Below are 12,691 nucleotides of genomic sequence, written 5' to 3' on the forward strand. Positions count from 1 at the left end.
AATTTGAGGTTTCATTCAGAGTAAAAAATGATATGGATAAAATCACTCTTGCATCCCAACTTCAATTGGAATTTCCCTATTACTACGTATGTCATTATCCATTAGTGGATTTGCATTTACGCCAGAATCAGGGTCGAAGTATGCTCAGTCTCCTACCTAATGCTGATTTTTGGAGTATCCCTGTGTTTAGCGTTGATACCACTGATGTAGTGCCGAACCTGGTGATGCAGCGTGGATATAAGCTTTTTCAAGAGGGGATGGATCTATTTGAATTAACTACAACCGGTGAATCTTCCTTCCAAGAGGGACTTGCTCAAATTAGCGCCTCCATAAAACGCAATCAACCAGTAATTCTTACAGGGACGACTTACGAACTACCACATAGTCCAGATTTTCATAATCCAAATTATCTCAAACCGCCGACTAACTCTACATTAGGTGGTAGTTTTATGATCGGTGATCACTATATCACTGTGGTGGGAATAGGATCTGAAGAGGTTTTCATTTATGACCCTATACCTAACAAGTTTCTGGGAACGATTTCTCTTGAGTCCTTAGAAAAATTCTGGCGCGGGAATCTCCAGTTTCCAGAATTTACTCAAGCTAGGGGCTATTCTTTTTTAGTCACTTACGGTATTATCAATGTGACAATTGCAGAGCATTATCAAAATAAAAAGTTTGATTCGGTGGCAATCAATGTTCTAAATAAAGTCAATACTGCTTTTCTGGAGGGGCGGACAAGAAGTAGACCAGGTAGACTTTATTTATCAGGTGTTGCTCTCAACACTTATATCTATGAAGCTTTTTGTGCTTATTACTCCACATCGGGAGAAATTCCGCAATCTTTGGGAAAATGCCTCTTTGATATGCGCTGGAGTCGCTATTATTTGCGGGACTTCCTCCATGATTTGTATCAAGAACTCAATCTTCCTGTCTCAGAACTCGTGGATGAGATTCTCGTGATTATCCAATTGTGGGAAGAGGTTTACAAATCATTTCTGATTATTGTCCGTAAAAACTCCCAGGACAATCAGACTCAAGTGCAAAAATTTATCACTTTTCTGGCTGAGGTGATCAAACGTGAGAAGGAGTTCCACTGTCAGATTCAGGATTGGTTAAGCAAAACAAAAGTGGGGTAAATTTTAAATGTCAGAACCATCCAAGATTAACGAAACTGTTCAGGGTATTGTCCTGGACTGTATTCAGGAAGTAACTACACAAGGCTGGGGTCGTATCCAAATTGAACAGGGTGCTGCTGCTAATATTCTTGCAGGTGGTGGATACATAGATTCTTTGGGACTGACTTCATTGCTGATAGCGATTGAGCAGGATATTGAGGCTGAGTTGGGATTCACGATTAATTTAACTAGCACAATTACCGAAATTACTCCCAGTAGCACTAATTCATTAGCTACGGTGGGATCATTAACTGATTATATAGTTGATTGTATTCACAGCGCTACTGTGTGTGGGGGTGTCTGATGGCTATTGAATTTCTATTGGAGAGGTTTGATCAGACCAAAGATGCTGAGGCGTTAATCTGGGGCGACTCCTACGGAGCGCTAGTTCCCGCCGGGACGCAATGCGTTCGCTATCGCTCGGTGCTTTATAGTGAACTTGGGCAATTAGTCAAATTTTGGCAGGAACGATTGCAAAAGGAGGTTGTTCCCAAAGGTGCAGTGATCGCTTTGGAAGCAGATTTTTCACCCAATTCTGTAGCTTTGTTATTGTCCTTACTCCAACATAATTGCATTGTGGCACTGTTAACAGCAGAGATGAAAACCAGTCGGGACGAGTTGCGTCAGATAGCAGAGGTAGAATGGATCATCAAGGTTGGCTTAGATGATAATGTGAGTATTGAGCAGACTGGAACTCAAGCTAGACATGAGCTTCTGCATCAACTGCGCGATCGCCAACATCCCGGATTAATCATTTTTACATCCGGCTCCACAGGCAAAAGCAAAGCTGCTGTCCATGATTTCATTTTAATGCAAGAGAAGTTCCAAACGGTAAGACCTGCCCAAAGAACACTACTATTTTTATTATTTGACCATATTGGTGGTATTAACACTCTCCTGCACGTTCTCGCCAATGGGGGATGTGCAGTTATACCTTTAGATCACTCTCCAGAAACAGTAGCAGCAGCGATCGCCAAGCATCGGATACAAGTATTACCCACCTCACCCACCTTTCTCAATCTTCTACTTCTGGGTGGTGTTCACCAGAGATACGACCTTAGTTCCTTAGAAATTGTTACCTATGGGACAGAAGTGATGCCAGAAAGCGTTTTGAGCAATTTAAATCAGCTTTTTCCCAATATCCGTTTCCATCAAACCTACGGACTCACCGAACTGGGTATCATGCGTTCAAAATCCCGTTCCTCTGATTCTCTCTGGTTTAAGGTGGGTGGGGAAGGATATGAAACCCGCATCGTCAATGGAATGCTGGAAATTCAAGCCAAAAGTGCCATGCTAGGCTACTTAAATGCTCCAGCACCTTTTACACCAGATGGTTGGTACATGACGGGAGACTTGGTGGAAATTGACGGTGATTGGCTAAAAATTCTCGGACGCAAATCCGAATTGATTAATGTTGGTGGACAAAAGGTTTATCCTGCTGAAGTAGAGAATGTTTTACAGACTATGGAAGGTGTGCTAGAAGTGTCCGTTAAGGGTGAAGCAAATCCCATTACTGGAAATATAGTTACCGCTAAGGTTCGTCTGACAACAGATGAATCTCTGCGGGAATTTCGGATCAGATTACGAGCCTTTTGCCAAGATAAGTTAGAGTCTTACAAAATTCCTGTGCGAGTTATGTTGGTGAAAGAAAAACTGCATAGCGATCGCTTTAAGAAAACCCATTAGCTTCTAATCAGAAAAAAAATTCTCACATCATCAAATGAACCAATCACAACTACTAACAAAAACAAATCCCCCAAGTTGGTTAAAAATTTTAGTAATAATCTTCATGGGATTAAGTATTTTCTGTCGGTTTACCAATTTAGGGCAAAAAATTTATTCCAGTGATGAAAATTGGACATCTGTAGCAATTTCTGGACACACATTAAACGAGTTGAAACAGGAAGTTTCTCAAAATCAAGGCATAATTCCCATTAGTAATTTTGACAAATATCAACATATTAATCTAGATCGCGGTGTGGCTGATACAGTAAATTATTTAATCACCTCAGACCCACAGCATCCCCCTTTGTATTACGTTATGGTCAGATTGTGGGCGCAAGTATTTGGGGATTCTCCTGCTGGTGTGAGAAGTTTATCAGCAGTGATCAGTTTATTGATTTTTCCTACTGTATATTGGCTGTGTTTAGAGTTATTTGATTCAGCGGTTGTGGGATGGTTAGCAATGGCACTAATTGCCGTTTCTCCCCTACAATTATATTTTGCTCAAGAAGCACGTCAATATACTTTATGGATGGTGGAAATCCTTGGATCAAGTGCTGCTTTATTACGAGCTATGAGACAAGAAAATAAAAGTAATTGGGCTTTGTATAGTCTCTCTTTAGTCTTGGGATTATACACTCATTTATTCACAGGTTTGATCATGATATCTCATGGTATTTATGTAATTATTCAACAACAGTTTCATTTTACAAAAACTTTCATTAATTATCTAATTAGTACAATCGCTGCCTTTTTAATATTTTTACCTTGGTTGCTTGTATTTATCACCAATATTCATACAGCATTAGCGTTAACTTCAGGGTTTGGCATAAAATATATCAATAATCCTTTCGAGCTAATTGCTATTTTTCTAGATCGAGTTACTCGCATATTTTTTGATCTAAATTTTACTACAAGTATAATACTTGCCCGCTTCACTGATGAAGGTTCTTTATACTATAGTATTACTTCGTTAATATTTAGCTTAATTCTAATTATTTATTCCCTATTTCTTCTAGTAAGAAATTATCAAAATAAAGCTTATTTATTTATTTTTCTATTGGGAGGATTTCCTAGTTTATTGTTGATGGTATATGACATAACCTCTGGAGGAAGTCGGTCTCTTCAAGTCCGCTACCAATTGCCTTTATATCTTTGCTTAGAAATTACGGTAGCTTATCTTTTAAGTTTTGCTTTTCAAATTCTGCAAGAGCAACTTTGGCGGAGAAAAATAGCTCAATTACTGATGGTTTTATTTCTTTTAGCTGGATTAGTTTCTGATGTTACATTTTTTCAAGCTCGGAGTTGGTGGACGCAATCAAGTAGTAGATTGATTATCCAAACTATTCAAACTATGAATAAATCAGAAAGTCCATTATTGGTAATTAATAACGCTCCTATAAATTTAGGAGGAATTTTAGCTTTAAGTCATTATTCTCCAAAAGTTCCTTTATTGCCAGTAGCAGACAATGAAATTATGCAAATTCCTGAAAATTATGATCAGATTTTCTTCATACAAAATAATAGTCGGTCATTCCATCAAATGGAACAGGATGAAAAGTATGCTGAAAAAGCAATAATAGTATTAGATATACCACCGGGAGGTTTATGGGAATTTGAGAAAGGTCAGCAATCATAAACATTGATTTTGAAAGTAAAATTATCAATAGAGAAAAAGGCAATGAATCATTTTCTGGAGATTACCAATCTCATCAACAGACTGCAATTAAGTTCTTCTTGGGTTTTTCTCAGTCGTCTGGTTCGTTTCGCTATTGTAGGTTTAAGTGGTGTATTTGTAGATTTGGGAGTATTTTACTTTCTACATACATTCTTAGGTTGGTTATTAACTCCCAGTGGAATGCTTTCTACCGAAGTGGCAATTATTAATAATTTTCTCTGGAATGATGTATGGACATTTGGTGATATATCTGATTCACAACAGTTAGATAATGAGCGATTACAAAGGTTTTTTAAGTTCAATCTTATTTGTTTTTTTGGACTGATTTTGAATAGTTTAATTGTGAATTTTTTAGTTTATAAATTTGAAATGAATGAATATATGGCAAAATTGGTGGCAATTGTTTGTGTGACTTTCTGGAATTTTGGCATTAATCTGAGATGGAACTGGCAAATTAAGGAGACAACAGAATCATGATTGCTAATAGCTTGAAAGACTTGATATCAGTGCCTTCAGGAGTATTGGAAATTCCGGCATTATCAGAATTTACGCAATCTGACGATTCTGTTTATTTTTCGCTGATTATCCCTACCTATAACGAAGGTAAGAATATTTTGGCAGTTGTACATTTATTGAGTTATTTACTCGATGAAGCGTTACCAAATAATTATGAATTGGTTGTAATTGATGATGATAGTCCCGATCGCACATGGGAAATTGCCCAGGGACTAACAAAAGATTATCCTCACCTGCGGGTGATGCGTCGTCAGGGAGAACGAGGCCTATCTACTGCGGTGATTAGGGGTTGGCAGGTAGCTCAAGGGCAAATACTAGCAGTAATTGATGGGGATTTACAACATCCGCCAGAGGTATTAATAAAGTTATTAGAGGCGATCGCCCAGGGAGCGGATCTTGCTGTTGCTAGTCGTCATGTAGAAGGTGGTGGAACTAGTGATTGGCAATGGCATCGGCGATTTTTATCACGGGGGGCGCAATTCTTGGGATTGATGATTTTACCCAGTGTCGTTAGTCGTGTTTCTGATCCCATGAGTGGTTATTTTTTAGTCCGTCGAGAAGCGATCGCCCAGCAATCAATGAATCCCCTGGGTTACAAGATTTTAATTGAAGTATTAGGGCGATGTCAGATTAATCGTATTACAGAAGTCGGCTATGTGTTTCAAGAGCGTCAAGAAGGAGCGAGCAAAGTCACTTGGCGACAATATTTAGAGTATTTAATGCACTTAATCCGGCTGCGTTTTTTGTAGTATAATCACTGTCAATAAATTTTGTTTGTTTTACGTTCACTCAGGTATAATCATGGAAAAAATTACTGCTACAGTCTACGACACAATTGACCCCTACCAATGGGTAACAGATATAGCTCATCAAGCCTGGAAAACTAGAGATCAGGAAGTTTGGGCTAACAACATTCAGGACTTGATTACACCTGACGCAGTTGTTCTTGATGCTGGATGTGGACTAGGAAGATTACTGCCTCGGTTTTGGTCAGCTAAAAAGATTGTTTTGGTCGAACCAGATCAAAAGAGATTTTTACACGCTTCCGTCGTAGCAAAATGTTTGCTTAATCAAGACCAAAAACTATTAGAAAAATTAAAAGATGACGCTTTTTGGCAAACTGATGAATATGATGGTTTACTTAAAGAAGCACATACATCACCAGTCAAAAGTGATAAAGTTCATCTTCTGAATGATGTCATGCAAAGTCCAGCGATCGCGCAATATGGAACTTTTGACATCATCGTTTGTTCCCACATTTTTGAACATATTTCTTTAGACATTATCCAAGAAAGTATTGCCGCTTTTTATAACCTCTTGAAGCCAAATGGTTCTTTAGTAATATTTGCTTGTAAGTCTCCCATCCTCCATCACAAGGGAGCTACTAAGGAGTTTGATCATCAACATATTTTGATTAGCCGAGAAGAATTTGCCGAAATTTGTAAAAATGGACATTCCGCAGGTTTAGGAATTAGATATATGCCCTTCGATCTGTTCCAGACTATCCTCACTAATCCGTTCAATCCCACATTACAAGAGACATTTGGAGATGAGTTTAAATTCAAATCAGAACATTATCAACTTCCCACAACACCCCTATTTACCATCAAGCAATGGGAAGCTTACCATTCTGAGTTTTATACTCACAAAACTATGGAAGTTGGCACATATATTGAATATCCACAAATTCAAGCCCGTCTTTATCGGCCAATTAAACCAATAGAGAGTGCGGCAGAAATATTAGAACTTGAACACCAAGTTAATCAAAATGAAACGTTGAAAAAAATGCACTTGATTGATATGGTTGTAGTCGCAAAAAAATGAACCCTGATATTTTTTAGACTTCAACAATAAATCCAGGACTTACGCAACTGGCACATTGGCAAGGTGCATCAGACAGCAAAAATTTAGCAAATAAACAGATTGTTGATATCTGATGCACCCTACAATAGATTTTTGGTGTGACACTTGCGTAAGTCCTAAAATCCTTAAAATGCTGATGATCATTAGTTTTCCAACACACCATTTTTAATTCGGAGGAATGCTATATGCGCTATTTTGATGAATACTGTGAAATACATTTAGACCCTAACATTGCACCATATACATGGGTGTTTAGAACTAACGAGAAAATCTGTATCAGATTTGGTGTTCACTTATCCAAACATCCAGATTTGGGGCAGATAGCTTATGAGTTAAATGATGGACAAGGATATTGCGATATAGATCGCATTGTAGCACAGCCGGAAAGCGTCATCGAAAATGGCTTTAAAATGTTTTCAGTCGTCTTACCTCCTATTGGAAATGGCGGAGGATATGAATATAGGTTAGGATACGTGGATACTGATGGGAATGAACATACAAGTGAGCGATCGCAGTTCCTCTTTATCTGCGATGAAGCACCACGTTCAATGGCAGAAATTCCCTCCCTATTTCTCGGATTTGTCAATAATCAGCCCCTGTATGGACCTAAACCATCAGTGTCCATCACACCTGGTCCTGATGATTGGAATTCTCGTTTATTTTACTCAATCATTATTGATAGATTTGCTCGCAGTACGGACAACGATAACACTGGTCTAAGTGCAGTTAAATATGATCCATCTTCTCCCCATGCCAGTCATGGCGGCACAATTCGCGGTGTAACTGACCAGATAGCATACCTGAAAGCACTAGGAATCAGAGTCATTATTCTGAGTCCTGTCTATGTCAACGAGGCTGATGGTTATCATGGCTATCATCCTATTCATTTATTAATGGTTGATCCCCGTCTGGGTACACTTGAATGTCTGCGTGAATTGGTGAAAAAAGCGCATGAAGCTGATATTGCCGTCATTTTAGATGTAGTTGTCAATCACATCGCAGATAGCATTAACTGGGAAGAATATGGCGGTCCACCAGGGGGAGAATTCAAGTATGTGCAAGGTGAAGAAGCTGCGGTTATGCCTTTTCCCATCGAGGCACGTAATACGGCACTTTTTCACGGACCAGAATACACCGACATGGTGAATCAAAGACTCTTTGGGTTTCTCGAAGACTGGCGCACGGAGACGAAATATGTCCGCGAGTTACTGATTCAACACCTTAAATACTGGATTGCCGAAACAGATATTGATGGTTTTCGCTACGATTCAGCCCGTCATGTTGGGGTTGATTTTTGGGAACCTTGTGTAGAAGAAATATTAAGATATGCAACACATCTAGGGAAAAAAGAATTTATACAAATAGCAGAACACGCAGGAAGCACCCACGCAGAAGTAATTGAATATAATAGTGCCAAATTTTCCGGTTTGATTGACTATCCAACCTACTATTCTATTAAAAATAGTCTGGCTGATGGTCATTGGCTAGGAGGTTTTGCAGATTATTGTTGTGGTTTTCTAAAACCATCGCAGCAATATCATCATGGTTGGCAGAATAATCTGATGTTCCTGGATAACCAAGACACAACCAGAATTTTTCATCAATTCTTGTGTCGGATGGAAAATGGAGATGAAGCGCGAGTCCGGTTACATTTTGCCCTTGCTTGTTTAATTTTAGGTCCACAAACACCTTTTATCTATCAAGGAACAGAACAAGAGTTTTGTGGTGCTTTAGGAGTATATCAATGTGAGGATACAGGGAATTGGCTGGGTCATGATTGTTATGTACGGGAGGATATGTTTGAAAATCCTGCTTGTGCTTGGCAGTTTGGGTCAATTAATCGGAAAACTTTTCAGCCATATAGTCAACACCATCCCACTTTTTTACTAATTCACAAACTTGCTGAAATTCGTGGGCAAAACAAACTGATTCAAAATGGCACAAGAACCTTATTGTGTTCTCATGAAAATGGTATGTGGTGTGTGCTTATTCATGGTACTGGTGATCAACAACCGCTGTTAATAGCCATGAATTTGGGAATTACTCCCGTATCTGAGCAGAGTTTAAAGATTCCTAGCTGCTATGGAGATTTTTGTACAATTGATATCCTAATTACTACGTCAGGTGGATTACTTAAACTGGTGGCAGACGAAATACAAATTCAGCTTTCAGCTTTTACATTTATGCTGGGGAAACTATCCAAAAGTCTTTCTTGAATATTAATATTTTGAGTATTTTAGCCAAGTTATACATCTAAATTTGTGATACAAAATTCAATCGGCTACTGACTCTATTATCAATACATATAATCCACACAGCTTAATCGTTTGATTCTATTGTTTGAATTAAGATTTTACTCTTTTCTCTTTTGCTTATGATATAAGGGATATAGTAATGCTAAACTCCTACACATCTAGGTTTAGCAAAAAAATCTGGAGTCAACTAAAATCATTAACACTGATTAACCATATAAAGATGAATGGATTTAAACTCAGAGCAGTATCGCAATTTTGGGCGATCGCCAAACTCTATTGGTTAGGTAATGAAAAACGAGGTGCGATCAGTTTACTTGGACTTCTAGCGATTTTACTATTCGCTAATACTCAAGTTAAGGTTTTTCTAAATACCGTACAAGGAAACCTGATTTCTGCCCTTTCGGTTCGTAATAGTACAGGATTTTGGCAAGGTATAACAGTTGCTTTTGCTGGAATTGTTATCTTTGGTTTTTTAAACTCTGGCTATGGCTATTTACGAGAAATAATCGGTTTATATTGGCGCAAATGGTTAACCCATGATTTACTCAATCAATATTTTCAAAATCGTGCTTTTTATGAATTGAGTAATTTTGATAAAGAAATTGATAACCCAGACCAACGTATTTCTGAAGACGTTGCTAATTTTTGTCAGCAATCTATTGGTTTCTTGGTCAATTGTCTGGAATCAATTTTGGTAGTGATTGCATTTAGTGTCATTCTCTGGTCTATTTCTCCTAATTTAGTTATTGCTTTAATACTCTATTCTATATTAGCTTATACAATTACTATTGTTTTTTATGGTAAAAAATTAACTCAACTCAATATTGAACAACTCAGAAAAGAGGCTAATTTTCGCTTCAGCTTAGTTCGCATTCGAGAAAATTCTGAGTCTATCGCCTTCTATAATGGCATATCTCAAGAAGAAAACAAAGTTAAATTTATATTTAATCAAGTATTTAATAATTTTAAAAAATTAATCCTCTGGTCAGAAGTATATTTAAATGTATTTAAATATCAATTTGGTTATCTGCCTTGGATTATCCCAGCGTTAATTTTAGGAAACCAAATTCTCTCAGGGGAAACTGAAGTAGGCAAAATCACCGAAGCTGGAGGAGCTTTTGGACAAGTTGCTTTTTCAGTGAATTTGATTATGTATCAATTTGAAAAATTTACAAAATTTGCTGCGGCCATTAATCGGTTATATGTTTTTCATGAATATCTCCAAAAATCCAGAAAATCAACTGCTGATAACAGCAATATTCAGATACTAAAAGAAAACAGATTAGCATTTGAAAATCTGACTGTTCAGACTCCTAACTATGAAAAAACCCTATTTCAAAACCTTTCTCTAGAATTACAAGCGGGTCAAAGCTTACTTGTCATGGGAGATAGTGGTTGTGGGAAAAGTTCTTTATTGCGCGTCTTAGCTGGCTTATGGAATTCAGGAACTGGTGTAATTGTCCGTCCAGAATTAGAAGAAATACTATTTTTACCTCAGCGTCCTTACATGATTTTAGGTACTCTGCGAGAGCAGTTAATCTATCCCCATAGCAATGCTAATATTAGTGATGAAGAACTTGATCGAATTATCAAGTTAGTGAATTTATCAGACTTAGCTGCAAGATTTGAGGGTTTAGATATAGAGAAAGATTGGAGTGAAATTCTTTCTTTAGGAGAACAACAAAGATTAGCTTTTGCTCGGCTTTTAATCACTAAACCCAAATATGCTATCTTAGATGAGGCTACTAGTGCGTTAGATGTTAAAAATGAAGAAAAACTTTATAATTTGCTGATAGATATAGAGACAACCTTTATTAGTGTTGGACATCGCCCGACTCTCAAAAAATATCATCAAATTGTTGTTAATCTTTCAGCTTCAGGTCATTCCACTGGAGTTTAGACTAAGAGAACTCCACAAAAAAGAGGGCGCAGATAGCGGCTGGGGGATACTGAAAAATAGAGTAGATAAGTAGGGCTTGCTGAATAAACATAAAACCGGGACAAATAAATGACTTGATGGGGATAGAAAGTGAAAAAGGTGCAAGAAAAAGAGTTAAAATGGGTAAAATCCCTTGCATCAAGGCGCATTAAGATGTATATAAAATCGCAAGAACAGGAAACAGCACCGGAAAAGTTTCAACAACCCTTCGAGGAGAAATTGGCATTAGATAACCGATGGGTAATCATGGCAAAAATGATCCCTTGATCGGAATTTGATGGCGAATACGCAGCAATATTTTCAGAAAAAATAGGCGCACATTTCGACAAGCTCAATGACCACCAGCCAAAACGTTTAGGATGGCACTGGGTGCATTAATAATCAAAGAAAAGTTAGGAATAAGTGATAGGGAAACAGTAGAACAGATCAGGGAAAATCCTTACCTACAATACTTTATAGGGATGTCAACCTATAGTAATAAACCACCATTTGACCCTTCGATGTTAGTTCACTTTAGAGAAAGAATAGATATAAACCTAGTTAACAAAATCAACAGAGAAATAGTAAAACAGGCGTTAGAAATACCAGAGGAGACAGTACAAGAAAAAAAGTCAGAAGTAGAGGACTCAAAAAGTGAGCTAACCAATCGGGGAAAATTAATATTAGATGCCACCTGTACACCAGCAGATGTCAGTTATCCCACAGACTTAGGATTATTAAATCAAGCCAGAAAGCACACAGAAACAATTATATAGGACTCCTATTTGAGTTTTGAACAAATTCCGTACATCTGAAGAGTGGCAAAATCAAAGGTAGTGTGTCGAATAAACCACTCAAACATCCACTTTAAATGCGAGAAGGAAGGTATCAATGCACAGAAACGCCGAACCCATGTTTTAGCTTGTAACCAAATATCCTCAATCGGATTTTGCTCTGGACAATTAGGAGCAAAGCGAACGCAGTGTATTTTCCATTCAGGGGGTTCCAAGCCTTGATTAATTTCTGCCAAAAAACCTCGAATCTCTTTGGAACGATGATAAGTAGCACCATCCCACAAAATCAGTAATCGCTGGTCAGGAGACTGATTTAGAAGATATTGAAGGTAGTCAATAGTATTTTCTGAGTTGCCCTTGTCATCAGCCTTCATCAGTAATTGTCCTTCGAGATAATCAACCGCCCCGTAATATGTCTGTTTTTCGCGCTCATTTACGACTGACACTGTTATTTCTTGGTCTGTTTTCCCCCAAACATAGCCACTTAAGTCTCCCCACATTAAATGACACTCATCAAGCAGCAATACTCTTAACTTTCCTGTCTCAATTTCAACGCGGTGGTTTGCCAATAATTTTCCTTACCTCACGCGCATCTGGACGCATATCTATAAAATCTTGTAGTTCAGCTATCGCCTCTTCCTGCGATACTTTTACTGTCTGTGTTGCAGTTTCTGAATGCTGACTTATCATTGTTCCTTGTTAGACTTGTATACCTCACCGTATTCTCTCTTAGTCTTGTTCAGAAATCAAATAGGAATCCTATATTT

At 37.9% G+C, this 12,691-nt stretch carries 9 protein-coding genes and 3 pseudogenes; 10 read left to right on the forward strand and 2 right to left on the reverse strand.

Annotated elements, in window-relative coordinates; genetic code table 11:
* The first annotated feature begins 32 nt into the window (after window positions 1-32).
* The 10 genes and pseudogenes from HGD76_RS01950 to HGD76_RS02000 all read left to right on the forward strand — a co-directional run.
* Window positions 33-1,139: a cysteine peptidase family C39 domain-containing protein gene (locus tag HGD76_RS01950; RefSeq protein ID WP_168694803.1), complete on the forward strand. Its 1,107-nt coding sequence runs from the start codon at window positions 33-35 to the stop codon at window positions 1,137-1,139.
* Window positions 1,140-1,146: 7 nt separating this feature from the next.
* Complete coding sequence (locus HGD76_RS01955; protein WP_168694804.1) at window positions 1,147-1,482, forward strand: hypothetical protein; 336 nt, start codon at window positions 1,147-1,149, stop codon at window positions 1,480-1,482.
* Window positions 1,482-2,864 (forward strand): ANL family adenylate-forming protein, encoded by a 1,383-nt coding sequence (locus HGD76_RS01960; RefSeq protein WP_168694805.1) that lies wholly within the window; start codon window positions 1,482-1,484, stop codon window positions 2,862-2,864. Before HGD76_RS01955 ends, HGD76_RS01960 begins: the two co-directional genes overlap by 1 nt.
* A 34-nt stretch (window positions 2,865-2,898) precedes the next feature.
* Window positions 2,899-4,539 carry a glycosyltransferase family 39 protein gene (locus HGD76_RS01965; RefSeq protein ID WP_168694806.1) on the forward strand — a complete coding sequence of 547 codons (1,641 nt, stop codon included), beginning with the start codon at window positions 2,899-2,901 and terminating at the stop codon, window positions 4,537-4,539.
* Window positions 4,540-4,581: 42 nt separating this feature from the next.
* Complete coding sequence (locus HGD76_RS01970; RefSeq protein ID WP_233467010.1) at window positions 4,582-5,055, forward strand: GtrA family protein; 474 nt, start codon at window positions 4,582-4,584, stop codon at window positions 5,053-5,055.
* Window positions 5,052-5,834 (forward strand): annotated as a pseudogene (locus tag HGD76_RS01975) (polyprenol monophosphomannose synthase); the annotation flags it as partial. The gene HGD76_RS01970 and the pseudogene HGD76_RS01975, both read left to right, overlap by 4 nt.
* 61 nt (window positions 5,835-5,895) lie before the next feature.
* Complete coding sequence (locus tag HGD76_RS01980; protein ID WP_168694809.1) at window positions 5,896-6,918, forward strand: class I SAM-dependent methyltransferase; 1,023 nt, start codon at window positions 5,896-5,898, stop codon at window positions 6,916-6,918.
* Between the two features lie 224 nt (window positions 6,919-7,142).
* A complete protein-coding gene (locus tag HGD76_RS01985) occupies window positions 7,143-9,173 on the forward strand; it encodes an alpha-amylase family glycosyl hydrolase (RefSeq protein ID WP_168694810.1) in 2,031 nt (676 codons plus the stop codon).
* Window positions 9,174-9,432: 259 nt separating this feature from the next.
* The gene (locus HGD76_RS01990) at window positions 9,433-11,112 is read left to right on the forward strand and encodes an ABC transporter ATP-binding protein/permease (protein WP_168653849.1); all 1,680 of its coding nucleotides are present in this window, start codon (window positions 9,433-9,435) and stop codon (window positions 11,110-11,112) included.
* Window positions 11,113-11,304: 192 nt separating this feature from the next.
* Window positions 11,305-11,903 (forward strand): annotated as a pseudogene (locus HGD76_RS02000) (transposase); the annotation flags it as partial.
* A gap of 8 nt (window positions 11,904-11,911) precedes the next feature.
* Here HGD76_RS02000 and HGD76_RS02005 read toward each other — a convergent pair.
* A pseudogene (locus tag HGD76_RS02005) lies at window positions 11,912-12,496 on the reverse strand (IS630 family transposase); the annotation flags it as partial.
* Window positions 12,474-12,614, reverse strand: coding sequence for a hypothetical protein (locus tag HGD76_RS02010; protein ID WP_168694813.1), 141 nt, complete (start codon window positions 12,612-12,614; stop codon window positions 12,474-12,476). The gene HGD76_RS02010 and the pseudogene HGD76_RS02005, both read right to left, overlap by 23 nt.
* Window positions 12,615-12,691 lie beyond the last annotated feature (77 nt).

The organism is Dolichospermum flos-aquae CCAP 1403/13F (assembly GCF_012516395.1).
GTDB lineage: Bacteria > Cyanobacteriota > Cyanobacteriia > Cyanobacteriales > Nostocaceae > Dolichospermum > Dolichospermum lemmermannii.

Bases quoted from the DNA above. Each gene is read 5' to 3' on its own strand.
- HGD76_RS01965 (WP_168694806.1), top strand. From the start codon at position 2,899: ATGAACCAATCACAACTACTAACAAAAACAAATCCCCCAAGTTGGTTA.
- HGD76_RS01990 (WP_168653849.1), top strand. From the start codon at position 9,433: ATGAATGGATTTAAACTCAGAGCAGTATCGCAATTTTGGGCGATCGCC.
- HGD76_RS02010 (WP_168694813.1), bottom strand. From the start codon at position 12,614: ATGATAAGTCAGCATTCAGAAACTGCAACACAGACAGTAAAAGTATCG.
- HGD76_RS01970 (WP_233467010.1), top strand. From the start codon at position 4,582: ATGAATCATTTTCTGGAGATTACCAATCTCATCAACAGACTGCAATTA.
- HGD76_RS01950 (WP_168694803.1), top strand. From the start codon at position 33: ATGGATAAAATCACTCTTGCATCCCAACTTCAATTGGAATTTCCCTAT.
- HGD76_RS01980 (WP_168694809.1), top strand. From the start codon at position 5,896: ATGGAAAAAATTACTGCTACAGTCTACGACACAATTGACCCCTACCAA.
- HGD76_RS01985 (WP_168694810.1), top strand. From the start codon at position 7,143: ATGCGCTATTTTGATGAATACTGTGAAATACATTTAGACCCTAACATT.
- HGD76_RS01955 (WP_168694804.1), top strand. From the start codon at position 1,147: ATGTCAGAACCATCCAAGATTAACGAAACTGTTCAGGGTATTGTCCTG.
- HGD76_RS01960 (WP_168694805.1), top strand. From the start codon at position 1,482: ATGGCTATTGAATTTCTATTGGAGAGGTTTGATCAGACCAAAGATGCT.